Genomic DNA, 23,029 nt, shown 5'->3' with positions numbered 1-23,029 from the left:
AGTTCTGCTTCATATTGTTTTTTTATAAAATAGCTAAAAAATTACGTATTTATACGCTAAAACCACTTCGTGGTAGTGCTACAAATATGGTACAACTATAAGTATTAAAAATAAATATTGCTCTATCTGAGCATTGTAACCGCAAAGTACCTCACAGATGAACCAAAATAAACATCACATTACCGATGTCGCTATTATTGGTAGCGGCGCAGCAGGCTTATCACTTGCTTTATCTTTGGCTAATTACTGTAACGTTACCGTAATTAGTAAAGGTGAATTAACCGAAGGTTCTACTCTTTATGCCCAAGGCGGAATTGCCGCTGTTTTTGATAAAAAAAATGACAGTATAGAGTCTCACGTTGAAGATACCTTAGACGCCGGTGGCGGTTTATGCGACAGAGAGGCGGTTCATTACACTGCCAGCAATGCTCATGACTGCCTGCAATGGCTGATTGACCAAGGCGTGCCTTTTGATATGGAGTTTGATAGCAAAGGTAAAGAGCGCTTTCATTTAACTCGTGAAGGCGGGCATAGCCACCGACGCATTTTGCATGCAGCCGATGCCACAGGCAAAGCTGTGCAAACAACCTTGATTAGCCAAGTTCAAGCACACAGCAATATCACCTTGTTAGAGCATTACAACGCGATTGATTTAATTACCGATAAAAGTATTGGCAAAATGGGTTCACATGTTCATGGCATGTATGTGTGGAATAAAAAAGCCAAAAAAGTAGAAACAATTGGCGCTAAATTTGTTGCCCTAGCAACGGGTGGCGCAAGTAAAGTATACCTTTATACCTCTAACCCTGATGTTTCTAGCGGTGATGGTATTGCCATGGCATGGCGTGCAGGGTGTCGCGTTGCTAATATGGAATTTAATCAATTTCATCCAACCAGTCTTTATCACCCTGAATTGCAAAACTTTTTAATTACCGAAGCAATGCGTGGTGAGGGAGCCTATTTAAAACGCCCAGATGGCACGCGATTCATGAAAGAGTTTGATGAGCGAGAAGAACTCGCCCCGCGCGATATAGTCGCGCGCGCTATCGATTTTGAAATGAAGCGCCTTGGTGCAAATTGCTTATATTTAGATATTAGCCACAAAGACAAAGATTTTATTATTGAACACTTCCCAACGATTTACGCCAAATGTTTAAGCGTAGGGCTTGATATCACCAAGGAGGCAATCCCTGTCGTTCCCGCAGCACATTATACCTGTGGCGGCGTTATGACCGACTTTAATGGCAAAACCGACTTAGCTAATTTATACGCTGTGGGTGAAGTGGCTTACACAGGGCTGCACGGTGCTAACCGTATGGCAAGTAACTCATTATTAGAGTGCGTTGTATTTGCCCATGCTGCAGCAAAAGACATTTTGAGTAAAATAAAGACCGCTCCTGCACTGGTTGATTTACCTAGTTGGGATGAAAGCCGCGTATCTAACTCAGATGAAGAAATCGTGATCACCCATAACTGGCATGAGCTGCGATTATTTATGTGGGACTATGTTGGGATTGTGCGCTCAACCAAACGACTTGAACGCGCGCTTCATCGTGTTGAACTATTACAGCAAGAAATCCACGATTACTACGCGAACTTTAGAGTGAGTAATAACTTGCTTGAGTTACGTAACTTAGTTCAAGTAGCTGAGCTTATAATTAGAAGTGCTATGGAACGTAAAGAAAGTCGCGGACTGCACTTTACCATTGACTACCCAGGGCAAAACGAAAATCCAACGCCCACTATTTTGACTCCAAAGCGCAATTAATTGCCGCAAGTGTTGCGCGTTTTAAACGCGCGTAGCTTTGCTCATCAACACTATTGGCTGAGATAATCAGCCAATAGTTTTCACTAAGGCCATTAATATACAACCACACACTGCGACCAAGTAATCGGCTTTGCTTACCAATAACCCCTTGAATTAGCAGCTTTTCACTCTCAAAACGAAATTGATTTGGCTCTAATAATATAACGCCCTGCTCTGGCTGAGCAGCCACGATTTTTCGCCAAACGATAATGCCAGCAACAATATTAAGTGCAATGCAAAAAAGAGTTGCCAAAATAGAAGTGGTAAATAAGCATAATATTAAAGTTAGCACACAAAAAAAGACCACAATCTGTTTGTGGTCTGTCTTATTATTTGTAACGAAAAACCTATACACGAACTCGGTCTAAAATTAGCTCAACCATACTGTTTAGCTCAACGTCTTTACATTTTTCATGGCCCATAAACCAAGCAAATAAATCTGGGTCTTCTTGTGTTAATAAGCGCTGAAAAGTCGCCTGCTGTTTAGCATCTAACGAATCATAAGCTTCTTCAACAAACGGCATAAACAAAACATCTAGTTCTAACATGCCACGGCGGCAAGCCCAACGGATACGTGCTTTACTATGTATTTCAACCATCTTAAACCTCATATTTAATTAATTCGAGTTTAACAAATGCACGTTAATTTAACAGCACTAAATTATAAAAAAACAACGCTTGTTGGTGGCTGTACCATCGGCTTTAACTACGTTATTATGTGGTTTCATTTGTTATTGCAAAGAAGGTGTTTATGTCTCTGGTTTATGCATGTCCTTTATCACATCAGGTTATTAGCCTCTCAGGCACAGATAAATTATCTTACCTACACGGACAAATCACTCAAGATCTCAATAAAATCAACAACAACAACTTTTTGTGGACAGGTCACTGTAACGCAAAAGGTAAGCTGTGGGGTGTATTTAAGCTATTTTCTTACCAGCAAAACTATTATTTAACCGGATCAAGTGCTGAAGTAGAACGCTCACTGGCTGAGTTAAAAAAATACGCTGTATTTGCAAAAGTTGAAATTAATAAAGCCCCAGAGCGATTAATTGGTTTATTAGGTGATGACCTAACTGATTTGCTTACGCAACTTGATATTCACTTTAGTGACGATGCCACAGCATGCGACTTTGCTAACGGCAAAGCCCTTAAACTTGCGCCAAACCGCGTTTTACTTATGGTTGATAGCCAATTTTGCTTACCTGATGAAGTATCTACCCTCGACAACGACGCTATGTGGCAACAGGCCTCACTGCTAGCTGGTGAGCCTCAGTTAAGCGTTGATGCAATTGATGAATATGTGCCGCAAATGGTTAACCTTCAAGCCATCAATGGCATCAGTTTTAAAAAGGGTTGCTACACCGGCCAAGAAACCGTCGCACGTATGAAATACTTAGGTAAAAATAAACGTGCCATGTATATCGTTACAGGGCAAAGTGAAGGATTGCTCGATGCACCCGATATCGAAACCCAGTTAGGTGAAAACTGGCGCCGCGCGGGCAAACTTATTGCGCAAAGCTTTAATGAAAAAACACACACTTTAACTGGCTTAGTTGTGTTGCCAAACGATACTGACACCGCTCAGGTTCTTCGTGCAAAACATACCCCTTCGGTAGAGCTAAACATTCTGCCTCTACCTTACTCTCTTGAAGATGAATAATAGGAATGACTATGATCGTTGCAGCAAATAAAGTGGTAAAAATGCATTACTCTGTACTAGATAATGACGGCAATACCATTGATAACTCATTTGGCGGTGAGCCATTAATTTTTATCGTTGGTACGGGTTACCTGATCTCAGGACTTGAAAACGCGCTGCAAGGCAAACAAGCTGGCGATACGCTAAGTGTAAAAGTTGAACCTGAAGAAGGTTACGGTGAGCGTCATGATCACCTAATGCAAGCAGTGCCAAAATCAATGTTTGAAGGCATGGACATTGAAGTGGGCATGCAATTTCGTGCAACCACCGATGACGGCGACCAGTCAGTCATGATCATCGATATTCAAGACGAAGAAGTGATTGTTGATGGTAACAACCCACTCGCTGGTATTACGCTCAATTTTGATGTAGAGATTTTAGAAGTACGCGATGCAACGGCTGAAGAGCTTGAACATGGCCATGTACATGGTGAAGGCGGTTGTGGTCACGACCACTAAACCCTAATCCAGTAATAAAAAAAGCGCCTCAGGCGCTTTTTTTATAGCATATTATTATGCGTACGTAATTTAACTTGATGCTCTGCTGCAGGTGCTTCGCCTGGGATTATTTTATCTTCAAGCGCAGCAACTAATCCTGCTTGGTCATTAGTGCCTAAGCGGTATTGGCTGCCATCTTTAAGCGTTAATTGCACGGCACTAAAGCCTGATACTGAATAAATCCAACCATCATGCGTAATGCGGATACCAATACCGTGACGGTAAGAGTTTTGTACTGCTTTTACGTCAACTATGTCCTCTAGTGCTAATTTTTGACCCGCAACGCCTGGACCAAATGCCCAGCTAAGATGGGCTTCATCAACTTTAATGGTTAAACCATGAAATAAAAAACCCACCAGCAATAAAATACCTGCAAATACCATTAACGGCACATCGGCACCCATTAAATTCCATGCAAGTGCAACAAACCCACCTATCCATGCCAATACTACAAATATAAATACCGCATACTGCTTATGCTGATACATAACACTCTCAATTAAAAGTTAAAAAATTAAAAACTGTATACTAACGTTGCGCTGAGCTCTGAATCATATTTAAGCTTATCTTCTTCAGGCTTAGAGTTATAACGGTACATATAAGCAAACTTGAGCGATACAGCCCCAACCACTTGGCTAATTAAGGCCGTTTCTGACTTTAACCGTGAGTTAAGCCCAGATAAAGACTGCTCTATACTAATGTCTTGATTAAATCGAGTACGCTTAGATACCAACCTCTCCCATTGCATGGCAATACGTAACAAGTAACCCATTTTGTCTTTATCGTCTTCGCTTATTGTCGACTCATCATCAGCAACGGAGCGATATAAACCAGGGCCAATATCTATATCTACTTTGTTTTTAATCCCTTGATAAATACGTGCACCATAGCCGGTCGCCACCGTACTTTTAAAATCAAGACCGCTAAATTCATCCTCTTCATAATCGCCATAAATAAAGAAAGACGAATTTTTAACGCCTACCTTGTAGTTACCCTGCGCAGAAACAAACACGCGATTAGCCGTAACATCCGACTGGCCCGTCTCTTCATTTTCGTCACGTTTGTATAAGGAATCTATTTTGAATTGATTACGCCAGTTTTCAAAATCTTGGTAAAGATTACCTTTGAGTTTAAAACTGGTTGAGTTGGTATTACCTTTACTTAAAATAAAACCAAACTCGGTATCACCATAAAGTACTTCGCCTTTGTGTAGCTCATGAATTTCTTCATCGGAGAGCTCCCCATATTGATGAAAATCTTCAAAGGGATCCACTGCCCAGCTGTAGGAGCTAAATAATAAAAGCAGTAATACAACGTACTTTCGCAAAATACATTCTCTTGCAAATGGTAATAATGAAAAGGGGCCGAAAAAGTTATTCACTTTCTTTCCATAAAATATGGCAAAAAGGCGCGTCTTTATCACGGCTAATTAAAATTTTCGCAAATAAGACGTCTTCATTATCAAACTCGAGGCCCACTAATACTTGAATAAAATGCTCAGGCTCTATTTCTAGTGCAACAAAATCTTGCCACTGTTCATCGGGCTCATCTTCTTCAATAAAGCCAAGTTCTTCACGATGCAGGTTAAATTCTTCAACATCTTTATCACTCAGGTTGTTGGGAGCCAGCTCCAAAAAAATATCATAAGCTTGATGGGTTGCTTCTTCTACCGTAAATAAACGTGGACCTGACATAAGTGGTTAACCTCTGAGCTTTTAAGTTGGCGCCATAATATCAAAAGTTGTTAGTGTTTTGATAAAAAAACACGTTAAATACTGACTTTTTTACTTTTACCTAATACTTATAGATATTAATGGATTGGTTAGCATTAGGGTCTGCTAGCCTTTCAAGATTAAATCTGCCTTGAAAGATAAAAGACCGCAATTGCATTAAAAAATTCACTTTGTTTTTTATTCATCTTCACCCACTTTACTTAGCACGAATAAAAACATAAGCTCAAGTAACAGGTCAGAGGAGTGCGATATGATAAAACTAGAAAAAAAACAGGGCATTGCCACCGTCACATTAAATCGAGTAGAAAAACAAAATGCCTTAAGCTTTACTATGTTTATTGAGCTTAACAAGGTGATTAAAAATATTAAAAAAGATGCAAGTATTCGTGCGGTTGTATTAACCGGTAAAGGCGAACACTTTTGTGCAGGGCTTGATATTAACGCGGTTATGGCCTCGCCAATGAATATTATAAAACTTCTATTTAAATGGCTTCCTGGTAATCAAAATTTAGCGCAAAAAGTAGTACTTGGTTGGCAATCATTGAGTGTGCCTGTTATTGCCAAAATAAACGGAAATTGCCTTGGGGGTGGATTGCAAATAGCACTGGGTGCCGATTACCGAATTGTTCACCACGATGCCAAACTCGCCATTATGGAAGCGCGCTGGGGGTTATGCCCAGATATGGGCGCTAATGTTATGCTTTCAGGCTTAGTAAAACGCGACCAAGCGCTTTGGTTAGCAAGTCACGCAAATCCAATAAACGCACAACATGCTTTTGAACTAGGTTTAGTAACCAAAACAACCGACGATACAGATAAAGCAACTAAAGAGATGCTTGATACACTGCTAGCGCGTTCACCTGACACATTAGCTGCAATAAAGCGTGTAACTCAACAAAGCTATAAAGCCCCTGTTCGAAAAATACTCGCTAAAGAAACATGGAGCCAAATTCGCTTACTGATCAACCCTAATACTAAAAAAGCCATTGCTAAAGCTAAAGGGAAAGCTGATATTGAGTTTACAAACGCCAAGCGCTGGTAACATTGATGATAATACTAAGACACAATGCATATAACAGCATTATTTGTTAAAGTTAGGCTCTTCTATTCTAGTGAGCCAAATTAATGAAATACCTACTAAGTAGCGCAATTATTTTATTGTGCTTAGCAACAAGCAAATTCATTATGCATCTTCTTGATGCGAGTTTCCCTGCTCCTCTACTCGCCATGGTTTTGCTGCTAACGTTACTGTTATTAGGCATAGTTAAAGAACATCAACTCGCCCCCTGTGCATCACCTATTTTGAATGTAATGCCTATTTTCTTTATTCCTGCAGGCGTCGGTTTTATAGAACATTTAGGGCTAATTAAATCACATTGGCCTTTCTTAACTGCGGTCATCTTATTGGTCCCACTCAGTAGTTTAATTTTAGTGGCAAGCCTAGTGGGCTATTTTAAAGGTAGAGCTAATAATGACTAACTTAACCACCAGCATAACCCCCAGCCTATGGTGGTTAACCGTGCCATTTATTATTATTCTCTTTATTGCGCTAAGAGCGGTTAATCTTAGAATAAATCAGAGTATTTTAAAGTCATTAACCAACCCTGTTTTTTTAAGCATTGGCATTATTGCCCTACTGTTAGTTAACCTTAAATTACCTTATTCACAATTTGCCTCACATAGTCAGTTATTAAGTTGGCTATTAGAGCCGGCCATTGTTGCTTTAGCCTTGCCGCTTTATCAGCAATTTATGCACGTACGTAAAAACTTACTATTAATTGTCGCTACTTGCAGTATAGGTATTGTTAACGCCACACTAGTGGCTTTTGTATTAAGTATTTTATTTGCTGTGCCCTCACAATTGAGCGCCTCTGTTGCGGCACTCAGTGTAACAACCCCTATCACACTGCTGGTTACTGACTCATTAGGAGGAATTAGCTCACTTGCCGCTGCCATGGTTATTTTTATTGGTTTATTGGGGGCTTTGTTTGGCTTTATATTGCTCAAATTAGTTAAGATTTATAACTTTGAGGCACAAGGAATTGCAATCGGTACCGCGTGCCATGCAATTGGTACGGCGGCAGCTATTGCCGAACACCCAAAAATAGGCGCATTTTCATCAGTGGCTATGGCACTCAGTGCATTATTAACCGCAGTGATAGTACCACTATTATATCCAATTTTAGTTAACACTTTGTTATAGTAAGCGGATAACAGTATCGCTAAAAATAGAGCCCAACATGATCAGTTCCGAAATTCAGCAATTTGAAAAGTACTACGCCCTACTTACCGAGTATTTAGTTACCTACAGTATGCAAATAGTGGGCGCTATTTTTATTCTACTCGTTGGCCTGTGGGTCGCTAAAAAGCTCGCCGAAGTTGTCGCAAACTTAATGACCCGCCACAACATTGATATCACCCTGACTAATTTTGTCAGTAATGTTGTAAAAGTACTACTGATCATTATGGTGATCATTATTGCGCTTGGTAAAATTGGCATAAGTGTAACCCCATTTGTAGCTGCAATAGGTGCCGCCTCATTAGGCGCAGGCTTAGCGTTACAAGGTATGCTTTCTAATTATGGCGCGGGGCTTGCTATTATTGCTACGCGGCCATTTGTGGTTGGCGATACCATAGAAGTAAAAGGCGTTAGTGGCCAAGTAAAAGTAATTGAGCTGGGGCACACCATATTAATTAATGAAGAAAAAGTAGAAATAACCATTCCTAACAAGCATATTGTTGGCGAAATTCTGCATAACTCATTTAATTATTCACTGGTAAAAGGTGAAATAGACATAGCCTACAGTGCCTGTAGTGATACTGCGATAAGCCTTATTGAAAACGTATTAGTCAATCACGAACTCGTAGCTAAACACCCTAATGCACAAATTGGTATAGAACGTTTTGCTGATAGCGGCGTCACCATTAGTTATCGTTATTGGGTGCCCACCACTAAAATTATTGAAACTAAACTCGCTATAAATGGCGGTGTGTATAAAGCGATTAACGATGCCAATATTGAAATTCCGTTTCCACAACGCATTGTTACGCTTAATAAAAGCGACCTAAAATAAATAAAAACCTTAATATGATTTAAAATCATATTAAATTAATTAAGCGTGCTTACAAATAAAATAATAACGAGTCCTTATGCATCAATCACCTTTTTATTTAGGCGACTGGCAAGAAAGTATTCAAAGCAAACAACCTCTAACCAGCATATTGATTGATGTAGATCACTTTAAAAAATTCAACGACACCTATGGGCATATTAAAGGTGATAAATGCTTACAAAAAATTGCAAAAATGCTTTTGCATTGTATTCCGTCAAGAGAGTGTTTGGCTGCGAGATATGGCGGTGAGGAGTTTGCTATTATTTTACCGCGTTGCGATATAAAAAGTGCTACGATTGTTGCCAAGCATGTACAACAACAAATTAATGCGATGACATTTACAGATATAGGCCTACCACCAGAGGTTAAAGTTAGTGTGAGCCAAGGGATTGCCTGTGAGCATAATAGTCAATATCGCACCTACGAGGCGCTGTTGTGCGCCGCAGACACAGCCTTGTACCGCGCAAAAACCGAAGGTAGAAATAAAACAAGTACTGTTGTTTAAAACATTCTAACGGGCTTGTAATGCTATTATTTTATATATTACTAAACGCCACTCCATGGAACTGGCGTTTAGCTTAAAAATTAGAGTAATAACAAACTACCTAACCCTAAAAAGGTTACAAAGCCGACAATATCAGTGACTGTGGTTAAAATCACTGAACCCGACAACGCAGGGTCAATTTTCATTTTATCTAAAATAGAGGGGATCACTACGCCCGCCAACGATGCTGCCACTAAGTTAAGTAATATTGCCACGGTAATGGTTATACTGAGCATAATATCGTTAAACCATACAAAGGTTAGCAAACCAATCACTAATGCCCACACCAAGCCATTTACCGCCCCTACTCGCAGCTCTTTTTTAAGTAATGCGTTTCGGTTTGAGTCAGTAACCTGACCCAGAGCCAGTCCTCGTACAATAACCGTTAAGGTTTGGCTACCGGCAATACCGCCCATTGACGCCACTACAGGCATTAATACCGCAAGTGCCACCACTTGCTCTATAGTTGCGCCAAACAAACCGATAAACCACGAGGCTAAAAATGCTGTTGCTAAGTTGATACCTAACCAAATACCACGGTTTTTAGCACTTTTACGAACACTGGCAAATAAGTCTTCGTCTTCTCGTAAACCACCGGCCTTTGCTGCCGCTTCGTCGGCTATTTCTTGACGTAACTCATAAGCTGATGCAATGGTTAAACGCCCTATTAATTTGTTATCGGCATTAACCACGGGCATGGCCATTTTCTCGCTATGAATAACTACTTCAGCGGCTTCATATAAATCATGGTCTGCGTGCAATGAGGTAAAGTCATGATTAGCTAGCGTCATTAAACTCTCGTTATCATGCGCTTTTATCAGATCATTAACCGCAACTTCACCGATTAAGCTACCTTTACGGCTCACCAAATAAATAACTTCGCTGTATTGCGGTAAGCCTTTGTGTAGCAGCTTTTTAGCGCCACCCGCAGTGAGTTTGTCTGACACCTTTAAAAAATCAAACCCAATCCAGTGACCTAATTGCTCTGGCGTATATTGCTGAGCCAGTTCGTATTGCTTAGTTTGTGCTTCATCGAGTTGTTTTTTAGCGTAATCAATAAAACGTTGTGGAATAACTTCTTCTAACTCAAGTAGCTCTTCAACATTTACTTCGTCTAATAATTTAAATCCGGCACTGTCATCTAGTGTTTGTAGTAACCATAAACAGCTATCTTCACTTAAATTAACAAAAATTTCGTGCTGCGTGTCTTCATCTAATAAATGCCAAATTTCAAGACGCTGCTCTTTAGGGATCGCCTCAAACAATAAAGATAAGTGCTCAGTTGATAAAGTTTGCTGAGCATCTATTAGTAATTTATTTTTGCGCTCAGTGGTATCACACTGCAATAAGTCATTTATGAGTTGTGGTAACTGATCAACCGGATACTCTATCATTTAAAAACCCTAAAATAGTCGTTTCACTATAAATTTACTGTAATAAGTAAGTACTTATTAATGAGATTAGCTAGGATCTGTTTGTCTTTCGAGGTTGAACACGTTTCAATCCAAAAGATCAACAGACCCTTATAGTGTACATTAGTCGCTAATAAAAATATTAAAAAATCGCTTTGCTGTTAAATATTTATAGATGTAGCAGGCTATAAACTATTGCGCTTTAGCTAAAAATAAAGCAAAAAAAAGCCGTAACTAAATAAGTCACGGCTTCTAAAAGCAATTAATAGCTAAATATTATTTATATTTTAAACTGACCGACTAAATCACCTAAGTTTTGACCTCGTCCCGCTAAGTGCTGACTTACCGAAGAGGTCGTTTTACTCGATTGCGTTAATTCATTCACAATTTCTTGAATTGCATAAACGTTACGGTTTATCTCTTCTGTAACGCTACTTTGCTCAGTAGCTGCGGTGGCAATTTGTGTACTCATATCGTTAATTGTTGTTACCGATGTAGTAACCGCACCTAAACTTTCAGATATAGCGCGTGAAGACTCTACAGAGCGGTTACAGCTTTGTTGACTCGCTTGCATGGCTCCTACAGCCGCAGTAACTAAGTTATGTAATTCGCTAAGCATTTCATTAATTTCTAATGTGCTATCTTGGGTTCTGCTCGCTAAACTTCTAACTTCATCAGCCACCACCGCAAACCCACGACCTTGCTCACCTGCGCGTGCCGCTTCAATTGCCGCATTTAATGCCAGTAAGTTAGTTTGCTCAGCAATCCCCCCTATGACACTCAATACGCTATTAATCTTTTTAGATTGTTCACTTAACGAGTTAACCTGCTCTGCGGCTTGGTTAATTTCGCCCATTAAGTTTGAAACTTCACTCAATGAAACATCCACACAATCTTGCGCATTAGCCACTTCTTTTGTTGCCGCCTGCGTTGATACCGCAACTTGTGTGGTATTTTGCGCAACTTCATGTGAGGTTGCTGACATTTCGGTAATCGCCGTTGCCACTAAATCGGTTTCATGGTTATGCTTTAATAACTTGTCTTCTATCAGTAATGTTTGCGTATTAATATCTGAGGAGGCTGTTTTAACGTCACTTGTTACATCAACCACGCCGGCAATAATACTGTGTAGCTTGCTCACAAATACATTGAAAGATTCACCTAACTGACCAATTTCATCATGGGTATCTATTTCTAAGCGTCGGGTTAAATCCCCCTCCCCTTTAGCAATATCATCTAAGCTTTGCACCATACGTTTGATCGGTTTTAGCATATTGTTAGAAGCATACAACGCACCGGCTGCTGCTAAACCAAGAAGCAGAAGTGATATTAAAACCAAAGTGGTCATTTTTTCGCTTAAATGGCGCTCCATAGTTGCTTGATACTTTACCAGCTCAGCTTCAATATCATCCATATAAGTGCCAGTTCCAATCATCCAATTAGTACCTGGGATCATGGCAGCATAGCCAATTTTTTCGACTAAGCCTGTGGTATTGGGCTTTTGAAAATGATAAGTAAACGAGCCACCGCCCTTACGCGCTTGTTCAAGTAGGCCAACCACTATTTTTTTACCGTTTGGGTCGGTCATCCCTATTTTATTTTGACCTTCTATTGCATCACCCAGGAATGCATGAAAAACACTAATACCATCGGTATCATAAATAAAGTAGTAACCATCTTCGCCAAAAGTTAAATCTCGCAACGCATTTTTTGCGTCTTGTTCATTACCTTGTGCTAATTGGTATTGCACTATTTGAGAACCAATTTCTATTTCTGTTTTTAATAGAGTCTGTTTATCAGCAATTAATTTAGTTTTGAACTCATTAAAGTTTTGCTGTTGATTCTGCTTCTCTAAATAATAAGAGCCCGCCATAAAACTGATTAGTAATACTATCAATGGTAAAACAGCCAACAATAGCAATTTGTTTTTTAAGCTTAAATTACCCATTATTTCTCCAATTAACATTATAAGCCATTAAGCTTTTTATTTTGCAGCCGCTTAGCAGCTAAGTTTCCATTGTTTATATTACTGACAACAGCGCCACACTTGTATACAAATTAAGCACAAACAGAGTTAATTCGCAATTTAATATACTCGTATGCTAGTAAAGCACACTAGAAACAACTTTTTAACTAGGCAATAGTATAAATATAGTAATAAACAACTGATTTAGTTCCTTGTTTTAAATCCCTACTAGAACACAATTTGTTAAACTTACTCAAAGCTAAATTAACCTTACTAACGCTATCTTAGCGTAAATTAAAATTAAACATTGGCCATCACACAAAGGTCTTGCTTTCTGAGTTAAAACACAAATAATGAAGCAACTAACCACTGGGTAAGAATGAGGAAAATGAGTTATATACTAACCACCCAATGCGCAGACGATATAGGCTTAATCGCCAAAATTACCGGACTGTGTAATCAGCATAATTTAAATATTATTCGTAACAACGAATTTGTTGATAAAGATGCACAACGCTTTTTTATGCGCACAGAGCTTACAGGCGAACCACATGCTGAGTTTTTGTCACAACTTCGCGACGTATTACCAGCTGGCGCAGAAGTGGCACTGCACGGCGAAGAAAAAACCAAAGTGGTACTATTAGCCACAAAAGAAGCTCATTGCTTGGGCGGCATGTTATTAAAGCAATTTGAACAAGCTCTAAACATAGAGATACTCGCCGTTATCGCTAACTACCCTACTCTAGAGCCTCTAGTGAAAGGGTTTAATATTCCTTTTCATGTGGTTTCTCATGAAGGACTTACGCGCAGTGAGCACGACGAAAAAGTCGGTGACTTAATTGCCAGCTATAACCCTGACATTATTGGCCTAGCTAAATACATGCGTATTTTAAGCCCTGAATTTGTGGGTCGTTTTGAGGGTAAAATCATTAATATTCATCACTCATTTTTACCTGCTTTTATTGGTGCAAAACCGTATCACCAAGCATTTGAACGTGGTGTGAAAATTATTGGTGCCACGGCTCACTTTGTTAATAATGAGCTAGACGAAGGCCCGATTATTTTACAAGACGTATCGAGTGTGACTCATGCGAATACAGCTGAGATGATGGCTAAAATGGGTAAAGATGTAGAGAAAACGGTGTTTTGTAAAGCACTGCAACTAGCATCAGAGCATAAGCTGTTTATTAATGGCAATAAAACCGTCGTATTTTCATAATTAGCTTTATATAACTATTAAAAATGCCAGCTAACAAGCTGGCATTTGTTTATCCAATATAACTAAACCTGAACATTGATTAAGAGACTTTATTAAAACAAAGTAAATTTACGTATCAGCTGTTTTCTATTGCAAGTAAATTCAACCTAATAGAACCGAAAATAGAGCCTTTTTTTAGATTTATATCATTATTTTACTCGACCTTTACTATCAACTTCCACGGCCAAAATATGCAATTTTCCTCTTGGCAAAACCATTCACTTTATGGATTAGCTGAAATACCAGGTTATTTACTATACTCCCTTTTAAGCAATAACAACTTTTAAGAGATTTAACTTATCATATTCAAGTAACCTTAAGCTGAACAATATTATTGATATATAATCAGAAATTAAGCAATAATGTATGCATTATTTTAGCTATGCTGATATTCCCTTTTTAGGGTTACTATTTATGAGGAGCATTTGATGGCTTTTGATTACGGATCAATCGATCTTGGACTAAAAAACCCTTTCAAACTGGAAGGTAAAGTAAAAGCAATAAGAGGGCTTATTGAATCTGTTGTTGGCATCAGCTTGCTTGTTATCGCGTCTAGCTCTGTAAAAGAAGATGCAACAGCAGGTTGGATCTTAATGATATTTGGTATGTTAATACTCGCCCTAGGAATTCGGACTTTATCAGGTGGTATTTATGCAACGCTTAAGTACTTCGTAGGTAGAAACCACCCGACATCGTTGGCGTTTAATTTTAGTAAGTCACAAACCTCAACTGCACAAGAAGAAAAAAACGAGGTAGCCTACACTGCGCAAACATTAGAAGAAATGCTTGTTGGTCGCAAAAACAGTACTTTTAAAGAACCAAATGGCTTTTTATCGCGTTTGCTACATAGTTTAGTACCAAAACTATTATTTTTACCCTACCCAATACGTAATGTTGCCCAACGTTTATTTGGCTCATGGATAAGCACACTGGTTGCTCTTATCGCTTACGCATTGGTCGCCTTTGTGTCACTGTCTGGTTTTACCGGTGAAGCTGGCGAACTAGCTTTTCCAATATATAGTGCCATATTAATGTTTTATGTGCTATTTTCTTGGCGCTCTTCTGGCAAACCTATTTCACGTAATGCAGAGAAAAATATTGAAGCCTTAGGTACTGGTGCTCTTGCTAAAATCATTTCTTTATCCTTTATATTGCCCATTGCTATAGGCCTGTCTATGTCGTGGATAATGCAGGAACAGCGCATAAGCAAACAACAAATAGACAATTGGCTTGAGCAATTACCCAATCTTAACGCGGGCCTCTATTTAACCGCCATTATTATTTTAGCTACACTTAGTTGTGCACTTGTTTTTGTGATGATAAAAGCGCGTTTAAACGAAGTGACACCAAGCGCTGAAGTATCAGAACTACGTGAAAATTGGCAAGAGTCTGTTCATCCAGATGAAATTTTTATAAATCTTGATAACTTAGTAATGGCTAATCGCCGTTATAAAGAAGTACCTAATAGGGTTTATCGTGAGCTAGATCCTAAACTACAAGAGCAAATTGAAGGAAAAGGCGGGTTTAAAGGCGAAATGATTCAAGAAATTCAGCCTAAACTACACACAATGGATTTAGGTAAGCACTTTAACCTTTCTCGTTTAGTTGCGTTAATTAGTGGTAACTTACTCTACATTGTAGCGCTTACCTTTACTGTGTTGCTTGCTTACTCTTTTATTAATATTTACCACTATATTGACGCTGCTAATATAAATAGTATTGAACAAGCCTTTAATAATAAAAATATTATTGAGTTTAGTGAGCTGTTAATGGCAAGTGTTCATTTATTGCTTATCGGCATGTTAGTTAAAGCATTTGCTCAGCTGCTGAGCAATAGTGCCCATTTATTTTTTGCTGAAATGCAATTTGAATCTTTACTCGTGTACTTCAAGTGCGAGGGTACATTTACTGAGTCAAAAATATCAACGGGCACCGGTATTCATGATAGCACACGCTCGGAAAATACCTTGGTACGTAGCAGCATAACGCCTTGGGTGATTGTTTCGCGCATTGTTTCTACAACCTTTGCAGCTACAGGCATGAAAAACCTCGAGCATCCTCGACATATTATGGAAATGCATAAAGATGAAGGTCAATTACAAGCAATCAAAAAAGATGTAATTGCATTTTTGAAAGACCGAGAATCAATTGCCTCTATCACTAGCGAACGCGATTTAGGCAATGCATCTCAACTGCACCAGTTAAACCAGCAAACACGGGCTATGCCTATGCAGCCAGCTTTAACCAAAGATGATGAGGAAGCCGCTGGTTTTTTACGTCAGGAAGACGATTTAGCGTCTGAGCCAAAAACCTAGCTTATCTATATGCCACCTTATTATTAGGTGGCATCTTTCCACACTAAATCCCCCTCTCTACACATTGAGTAAATGTAATTCCCCCCTGCAAGCGCATTAAAGACAGGGAGGGGATGAGGAAAATAAGTAATACACTAACCAATTAATACGCAGACGATATAGGCTTAGCCAAAATTACCAAACTCTGTAATCAGTATAATTTAGATATTATTAGGCCTTGTTGATAAAGATGCACAACGCTTTTTATGAGAGCAGAACTCACAGGCTAATCTCGCAGCGATTTTTATCATAACTTTGCGAAGGGTTTCCTGCTAACGTCAAAGAGGCACTGCACGGCGAAGAAAAAACCAAAGTTGTATTATTAGCTCCAAAAGAAGCCTTTGTTTAGGCGGCATGTTATTAAACCAATTTGGTAATACTCTAGCTGTTTATTAATGGCAATAAAACCGTCGTATTTTCATAATTAGCTATATAATAAACCTTACTTAACTAGGGTGTGTAATACGTTGGTGCTCCAGGGCCTACTGGCATACCTAAAACAAATACCCATAAGTAAAACAGTACCACCCAGCCAACAAAGAAGATTAAGCTGTATGGCAACATAGTGGCTACCAAAGTACCTATTCCCATGTCTTTTTTGTATTTAGTGGCAACCGCAAGGATTAAACCAAAGTAACTCATCATCGGGGTAATTAAGTTAGTTACTGAATCACCAATACGATAAGCCGCTTGAATTGTTTCTGGTGCATAACCAATTAACATCAGCATAGGAACAAAAATAGGGGCTGTTACTGCCCACTGCGCTGACGATGAGCCTAGCGTTAAGTTCACTAAAGCACACATCAAAATAAACAGTACAAATACTTCCGGCCCAGTTAAGCTAAGAGCTTGTAGTAACGCGGCACCGTTAATCGCTAAAATTGTGCCTAAGTTAGTCCATTTAAAAAATGCCACAAACTGCGCAGCAAAAAACACTAATACAATGTACATGCCCATAGAGCTCATACTTTTGCTCATGGCATTGATCACGTCTTTATCATTTTTCATGGTGCCAACCACTCGACCATACACAAAACCTGGAATACCAAAGGTAACAAAAATAAAAACAACAATCCCTTTTAAAAACGGCGAGTGAGCAACTAGACCTGTTTCAGGGTTACGTAAAATACCGTCTGCGGGTACAATCGTCCAAGCGAGCAACAACGAAACAACAAGTAATGAAACTCCAGCCCATTTCAAACCTGACTTTTCTTTGGCAGTTAAACCGGCAATATTATTTTGAGCTAAATCTTCACTGGCTTCATCTGGGTTATATTTACCTAAACGTGGCTCAACAATTTTCTCAGTAACAAGCGTACCTAAAACAGCAATTAGCAATACTGAAATCATCATAAAATACCAGTTCGCTTCAGCGCCTACTTGGTAAGTTGGGTCAATCATTTGTGCTGCAGGCGTCGTAATACCCGCTAATAACGGATCGATAGTACCCAGTAATAAGTTAGCACTATAGCCACCCGATACACCAGCAAACGCTGCAGCAAGGCCTGCAAGCGGGTGACGACCTAAACTATGAAATATCATTGCCGCTAGGGGGATCAATACTACATAACCCAGCTCAGATGCTGTGTTTGATAAAATAGCAGCGAATACCACCATAAAGGTAACTAAGCGTTTAGATGCACCCATAACCATGCCACGCATTGCCGCAGACAATAATCCTGAATGCTCGGCAACACTTACACCTAATAGCGCTACTAGCACCGTGCCCAGTGGCGCAAAGCTGGTAAAGTTAGTTACCAATCCCGTTACAATACGCTGTAAGCCCTCGGCACTGAGTAAGCTAACTACTTCAATTACACCATCTGGATCGCGCCCAGCAGAGCCCTCAGGGCGAGGATCGATAGCACTAAGTCCAAACCAATCAGCAACGCCACTAAATAAAATAATGGCAATACAAAACAGCGCGAATAAGGTAATTGGATGGGGAAGCATATTCCCTAAAAATTCTACCGTGGCTAAAAATCGATTAAACCAACCGCCCTTTGCGGCCTGATTTTCATCTTGGGATGTGTGTGGTGAGTCCATTGAGTCTGACATACCATGCTCTCTTAATTACAAAATGCCCGTAACCTAGCATTATTTTCTGAGCAGGTCATGTAATAAAGATGAATGACTTGTTATCCCATGGTAATTAACTGATGGGTTTGTTGTGATGGGGTTACAAAAAAGAGGCTCTCGCCTCTTATTTAGTCTGCTTAAGCTTGCTCTATGGGTTCTAGTTGTAGTTTTGCAGCAATTAAAACAGCTTGAGTTCGATTATAAACACCGAGTTTTCTAAATATGGCAGTGATGTGAGCTTTGACTGTGGCTTCTGAAATGTGAAGTTCGTACGCAATTTGTTTATTCAGTAAACCTTCGTGCAAATATTGTAATACGCGGTATTGCTGTGGAGTGAGTGATGCCACTTGTGCAGCAATTTCTCTATCTGCGCCTTCTATTTCAGCCACTTTACTTTTTAGTTCGGTTGGCAGCCAAGTATCGCCTTCGAGTATTTGGTTAATTGCGTTGGCAATATCGTCAGATGATGATGACTTAGGAATAAACCCCATTGCCCCATAACCCATAACTTTCGAAACAATATTTACATCTTCACTACCCGAAACCACCGCAATAGGTAAGCTTGGGTAATCTTCACGTATACGGATCAAGCCGTATAAGTCACCGTTACCTGGCATGTGTAAATCTAGTAGTAATATATCAAGATCTTCTTGTTCGCTTAACACCTTCAATGTACTATCAAAATCCGCTGATTCAAATACTTCTAAACCTGCAAACTTTACACTCAAAGCGCCCTTTAGTGCTTCACGAAATAACGGATGATCGTCCGCTATTAAAAACTGACTCATTGTTCACTCCCAAAAATTCGGCTGCTATCCAACAGACAACAGCCGATATACTACGTTTAGAATCAACTTCTAATCAAGCTTTTAACGCGAAATTAACGATTTAATCGATTTTCTACTAGCTCATCAACCACTGACGGATCCGCAAGTGTTGAGGTATCACCAAGCTGTTGGTGCTCATTTGCCGCGATTTTACGTAAAATACGACGCATAATTTTGCCAGAACGTGTTTTTGGTAAACCTGGCGACCACTGAATCATATCTGGTGATGCTATTGGGCTTAGTTCTTTACGTACCCAATTACGGATCTCTTTTGTTAGCTCATCACTCACCGTTACACCCTCGTTAGGAGTTATGTAAACGTAAATACCCTGGCCTTTAATATCATGCGGGTAGCCTACTACTGCCGCTTCAGCTACAGCTTCATGAGCAACTAACGCGCTTTCAATTTCCGCAGTACCTAAACGGTGCCCAGATACATTAAGTACGTCATCAACGCGTCCTGTGATCCAATAATCACCGTCTTCATCACGACGACAACCGTCACCAGTAAAGTACACACCAGGATAAGCGCTAAAGTAGGTTTGTTCAAAGCGCTCGTGATCGCCATACACAGTTCGTGCTTGTGAAGGCCAGCTATCTAAAATAACTAGGTTTCCTTCAACAGCGCCCTCTAATGTATTACCTCCAGCATCAAATAATGCCGGTGCAATACCAAAGAATGGGCGAGTTGCAGAGCCAGGTTTCATATCGGTTGCACCTGGTAATGGCGCAATCATGATGCCACCGGTTTCGGTTTGCCACCACGTATCTACAATTGGGCAGTTAGATTTACCAATTTTCTCAAAGTACCAAGTCCACGCTTCTGGATTGATTGGCTCACCCACAGAACCTAAAATGCGCAAGCTATCGCGATGTGAGCTGGCAATCGGCTCTTCGCCTTTGGCCATCAATGCACGAATGGCAGTAGGTGCTGTGTATAAAATTGTCACGTTATGTTTATCAACCACTTCACCCATACGACCTGCTGTTGGGTAAGTCGGTACGCCTTCAAATACGACTTGCGTACACCCATTAACGAGCGGCCCGTAAGCAATATAACTATGACCTGTGATCCAGCCAACGTCAGCACTACACCAAAAAATATCATCGTCTTTTAAATCAAAAATGTATTCGTGGGTCATAGATGAATAGACTAAATAGCCACCGGTGGTATGTACCACACCTTTAGGCTGACCTGTAGAACCCGATGTATACAGAATAAACAGCGGGTCTTCAGCATTCATGTGTTCAGGTTCGCACTCTGGCGCTTGATCTGCAACTAAGTCATGCCACCAAATATCATGGTCGTGCCAATCAACATCGCCTGATGTTAGTTTATGTACCACTACATGTTCAACAGTGGTGACTGAATCTTGTAATACGGCTTCATCTACATTGGCTTTGAGCGGCACACAGTTACCTGCACGTCGGCCTTCATCTGACGTGATCACCACTTTAGCGCCCGAGTCGTTAATACGATCCGCAATAGCTGACGGTGAAAAACCACCAAAAATAACTGAATGAATTGCGCCTATACGGGCACAAGCTTGCATTGCGTATATAGCTTGCGGGCTCATTGGCATATAAATGGCTACACGGTCACCTTTTTTAACACCTAATTTTTTTAAACCATTGGCAAACTTTGCCACTTCATCATGTAGCTGTTGGTAGGTGATATTTTCGCTTTGTGAAGGATCATCACCTTCCCAAATTAATGCTACTTTATCCGCTTTTGTTTTTAAGTGACGATCAATACAGTTATAAGAGGCATTAAGGTAGCCATCTTCATACCATTTAATATTAATATGGCCTTTGTCAAATGAAGTGTTTTTTACTTTTGAATATGGAGTAAACCAGTCAAGACGCTTACCGTGCTCAGCCCAAAAACCTTCAGGGTCCTCAATAGACTGTTTATACATCGTATTATATTTTTCATTATCGACGAACGCTGCGTTTTTAATGTGCGCAGGAACTGGATAGATACTTTGTGACATATTAGTCTCCAATTTATATTACTTGCCTTAGGCTTTTCATCAAGGATTACTCAGCAGTGCACTATTAAATATTAGACATTAGTTGTATCTGAGTTCAAACAACGATTATCTTATCTACAACCCTTATGGCTACACTCTATTTACATAAAAAACATACTATTAAATAAAAGTATATGAACACTCAATAATTATTAAACCTTAGTCTAATAGACTAATGGTTGATTGAGTAAATTGTGTACATATACAACAGTAGTTTAAATATTTAAAAACTTTGATTGTTTATTAATAATTCGTATTTACTAACAAATTAGATTAAAGATAATTAAATTCAATCTGTTAGTACTATATAAGTAACACACATTAATACATATCATAAGCAAACAACATACAACTAGTAGCCTATAAAAGGACGCAACAATGAAATTTACTCCAATTAAAACACTGGCAGCCAGTGCTGTATTATGTGCTTTAACAAGCACGGCTTATGCCGCAACAGCTGCAAAAATAGGTGATACCGAATTCACCTACGGTGGATACATTAAACTCGACGCAATGTGGAGTGACTACTCAGCAGGTGCGCCTGCAGGCACCAGTGTTGGCCGTGACTTTTATGTACCAAGTACATTAACCGTTGGCAGCGATAATAACTCAGATGCTGTATTTGATATGCACGCGCGTGAATCTCGCTTTAACTTTGGTACGTCTACACTTTTAGATAATGGCAAAACGGTTAAAACTAAAATAGAACTAGACTTTTTAGCTTCTGCCCCAGGCGGTAACGAGCGTGTGTCCAATTCATATTCTCCGCGTATTCGCCATGCATTTATCTCATATGATGGCTGGTTATTTGGTCAAACATGGTCAAACTTTCAAAACGTCGGTGCATTACCAGAAGCGCTTGATTTTGTTGGCCCAGCTGAGGGCACTGTATTTGTGCGCCAAACTCAAGTTAAATACACTACGGGTGCATGGTCATTCTCGTTAGAGAACCCAGAAAGCACAATTACTACAGCTGGCGGTGGCATGGCCGTGACTGATGATGCCTCATTACCTGACTTTACCGCACGCTACACCCATAATGCTGATTGGGGTAACTTTGTAGTAACAGCCCTTGCTCGTCAACTGACCTACAAAGTAGCCGGTGTTGATGCCGATGAAACCTCATTTGGTGTTAGTGCATCGGGTATGGTGAAGCTTGGTGAAGACAATCTAAAATTTATGCTTACCCAAGGTAAAGGACTAGGTCGTTATGTGGGTCTAAACGTAGCTCATGGTGCGGTTCTCAATGGTGATGACCTAGATGCGATTGATTCAACCTCTGGCTTTGTAGCGTATCAGCATAAATGGAATAGCCAATGGCGTTCAACTTTCTTATATTCATTTTTCAGTGCTGATAACAACACTGACTTACTCGCCCTTACGGGCGATCCAACTAAATCAAGCCAAAGCTACAGTGCTAACATTTTATACTCACCAGTTAAACGCTTAACTTTTGGTGCTGAGTTTAAGCATGCCGAGCGCGAGCTTGAAAGTGGCGTAGATGGCGATCTAGATCGTTTACAATTTTCTGTAAAGTATGCGTTTTAATTTCCTAACCAATTAAAATACTGATTTACTTCCTGAGCGGCTTCGGCCGCTTTTTTTGTTTTTAACCAGAACTCAAGTTAACCAAACCCATGCGCTTTACTTAAAAAATATCAAAGACGTGTAAAACATCCATCAAACGCAATTGCAAATCACTCT

Annotated in this window: 20 protein-coding genes and 1 pseudogene; 11 read left to right on the top strand and 10 right to left on the bottom strand. The window is 39.7% G+C overall.

All coding sequences use genetic code 11. From position 1 onward, the window contains the following. Positions 1-157 precede the first annotated feature (157 nt). Complete coding sequence (gene nadB / locus BG00_RS07530; RefSeq protein ID WP_036981625.1) at positions 158-1,768, top strand: L-aspartate oxidase; 1,611 nt, start codon at positions 158-160, stop codon at positions 1,766-1,768. On the opposite strand, the gene BG00_RS07525 is transcribed toward nadB, so the two are convergent. Continuing rightward, positions 1,743-2,099, bottom strand: coding sequence for a hypothetical protein (locus tag BG00_RS07525; protein WP_036981623.1), 357 nt, complete (start codon positions 2,097-2,099; stop codon positions 1,743-1,745). The two genes, nadB and BG00_RS07525, sit on opposite strands and share 26 nt — an antisense overlap. Before the next feature lie 55 nt (positions 2,100-2,154). Next, complete coding sequence (locus BG00_RS07520; protein ID WP_013465640.1) at positions 2,155-2,406, bottom strand: FAD assembly factor SdhE; 252 nt, start codon at positions 2,404-2,406, stop codon at positions 2,155-2,157. Between the two features lie 152 nt (positions 2,407-2,558). On the opposite strand from BG00_RS07520, the gene ygfZ reads away from it, so the two are divergent. Together ygfZ and BG00_RS07510 are read left to right on the top strand one after the other, a co-directional pair. Continuing rightward, entirely contained in the window at positions 2,559-3,470 is a 912-nt protein-coding gene (gene ygfZ / locus BG00_RS07515; protein ID WP_036981620.1) for a CAF17-like 4Fe-4S cluster assembly/insertion protein YgfZ, read from the top strand. 11 nt (positions 3,471-3,481) lie between these two features. Further along, positions 3,482-3,967 (top strand): FKBP-type peptidyl-prolyl cis-trans isomerase, encoded by a 486-nt coding sequence (locus BG00_RS07510; RefSeq protein ID WP_013465643.1) that lies wholly within the window; start codon positions 3,482-3,484, stop codon positions 3,965-3,967. A 41-nt stretch (positions 3,968-4,008) separates the two neighbouring features. Here BG00_RS07510 and BG00_RS07505 read toward each other — a convergent pair whose 3' ends face one another. The 3 genes from BG00_RS07505 to BG00_RS07495 are packed head-to-tail and all read right to left on the bottom strand — an operon-like array spanning position 4,009 to position 5,700. Then, positions 4,009-4,494 (bottom strand): hypothetical protein, encoded by a 486-nt coding sequence (locus BG00_RS07505; protein WP_036981618.1) that lies wholly within the window; start codon positions 4,492-4,494, stop codon positions 4,009-4,011. A 26-nt stretch (positions 4,495-4,520) separates the two neighbouring features. Further along, positions 4,521-5,333 carry a DUF481 domain-containing protein gene (locus BG00_RS07500; protein ID WP_036983399.1) on the bottom strand — a complete coding sequence of 271 codons (813 nt, stop codon included), beginning with the start codon at positions 5,331-5,333 and terminating at the stop codon, positions 4,521-4,523. Positions 5,334-5,379: 46 nt separating this feature from the next. Beyond that, positions 5,380-5,700, bottom strand: a complete 321-nt coding sequence (locus tag BG00_RS07495; protein ID WP_013465646.1) for an HI1450 family dsDNA-mimic protein — start codon at positions 5,698-5,700, stop codon at positions 5,380-5,382. A 289-nt stretch (positions 5,701-5,989) separates the two neighbouring features. Between BG00_RS07495 and BG00_RS07490 the strand changes: the two genes are divergently transcribed. From BG00_RS07490 to BG00_RS07470, 5 genes and pseudogenes are all read left to right on the top strand, one after another. After that, on the top strand, positions 5,990-6,781 hold the full coding sequence (locus BG00_RS07490) for a crotonase/enoyl-CoA hydratase family protein (RefSeq protein ID WP_036981617.1): 792 nt from the start codon (positions 5,990-5,992) through the stop codon (positions 6,779-6,781). 83 nt (positions 6,782-6,864) lie between these two features. Beyond that, a complete protein-coding gene (locus BG00_RS07485; protein WP_013465649.1) occupies positions 6,865-7,218 on the top strand; it encodes a CidA/LrgA family protein in 354 nt (117 codons plus the stop codon). After that, positions 7,211-7,942, top strand: coding sequence for an LrgB family protein (locus BG00_RS07480; RefSeq protein WP_036981616.1), 732 nt, complete (start codon positions 7,211-7,213; stop codon positions 7,940-7,942). Before BG00_RS07485 ends, BG00_RS07480 begins: the two co-directional genes overlap by 8 nt. Positions 7,943-7,979: 37 nt before the next feature. Next, entirely contained in the window at positions 7,980-8,813 is an 834-nt protein-coding gene (locus tag BG00_RS07475; protein ID WP_016899673.1) for a mechanosensitive ion channel family protein, read from the top strand. A gap of 106 nt (positions 8,814-8,919) precedes the next feature. Beyond that, positions 8,920-9,357 (top strand): annotated as a pseudogene (locus tag BG00_RS07470) (GGDEF domain-containing protein); the annotation flags it as partial. 80 nt (positions 9,358-9,437) lie between these two features. Here BG00_RS07470 and BG00_RS07465 read toward each other — a convergent pair. Together BG00_RS07465 and BG00_RS07460 are read right to left on the bottom strand one after the other, a co-directional pair. Then, complete coding sequence (locus BG00_RS07465; protein WP_016899669.1) at positions 9,438-10,790, bottom strand: magnesium transporter; 1,353 nt, start codon at positions 10,788-10,790, stop codon at positions 9,438-9,440. Positions 10,791-11,088: 298 nt separating this feature from the next. Continuing rightward, positions 11,089-12,756, bottom strand: coding sequence for a methyl-accepting chemotaxis protein (locus BG00_RS07460; protein ID WP_036981615.1), 1,668 nt, complete (start codon positions 12,754-12,756; stop codon positions 11,089-11,091). 406 nt (positions 12,757-13,162) lie between these two features. Between BG00_RS07460 and purU the strand changes: the two genes are divergently transcribed. After that, the gene (purU, locus tag BG00_RS07455) at positions 13,163-13,993 is read left to right on the top strand and encodes a formyltetrahydrofolate deformylase (RefSeq protein ID WP_036981614.1); all 831 of its coding nucleotides are present in this window, start codon (positions 13,163-13,165) and stop codon (positions 13,991-13,993) included. Between the two features lie 467 nt (positions 13,994-14,460). Further along, a complete protein-coding gene (locus tag BG00_RS07450) occupies positions 14,461-16,347 on the top strand; it encodes a membrane protein (RefSeq protein WP_036981613.1) in 1,887 nt (628 codons plus the stop codon). A 489-nt stretch (positions 16,348-16,836) separates the two neighbouring features. Here the strand turns inward: BG00_RS07450 and BG00_RS07445 are convergent, their stop codons facing one another. The 3 genes from BG00_RS07445 to acs form a co-directional block, all read right to left on the bottom strand. Continuing rightward, positions 16,837-18,444, bottom strand: a complete 1,608-nt coding sequence (locus BG00_RS07445; protein ID WP_008111547.1) for an AbgT family transporter — start codon at positions 18,442-18,444, stop codon at positions 16,837-16,839. Positions 18,445-18,602: 158 nt separating this feature from the next. Beyond that, a complete protein-coding gene (locus BG00_RS07440; protein ID WP_036981612.1) occupies positions 18,603-19,253 on the bottom strand; it encodes a response regulator transcription factor in 651 nt (216 codons plus the stop codon). 92 nt (positions 19,254-19,345) lie between these two features. After that, complete coding sequence (gene acs, locus BG00_RS07435) at positions 19,346-21,286, bottom strand: acetate--CoA ligase (protein ID WP_036981610.1); 1,941 nt, start codon at positions 21,284-21,286, stop codon at positions 19,346-19,348. Positions 21,287-21,703: 417 nt separating this feature from the next. Between acs and BG00_RS07430 the strand changes: the two genes are divergently transcribed. Continuing rightward, positions 21,704-22,873 carry a DcaP family trimeric outer membrane transporter gene (locus BG00_RS07430; protein WP_036981607.1) on the top strand — a complete coding sequence of 390 codons (1,170 nt, stop codon included), beginning with the start codon at positions 21,704-21,706 and terminating at the stop codon, positions 22,871-22,873. The last annotated feature ends 156 nt before the right edge of the window (positions 22,874-23,029 follow it).

The organism is Pseudoalteromonas sp. SCSIO_11900, from assembly GCF_000576475.1.
Lineage (GTDB): Bacteria > Pseudomonadota > Gammaproteobacteria > Enterobacterales > Alteromonadaceae > Pseudoalteromonas > Pseudoalteromonas tetraodonis.
This window is presented reverse-complemented; position numbering and strand designations above follow the sequence as displayed.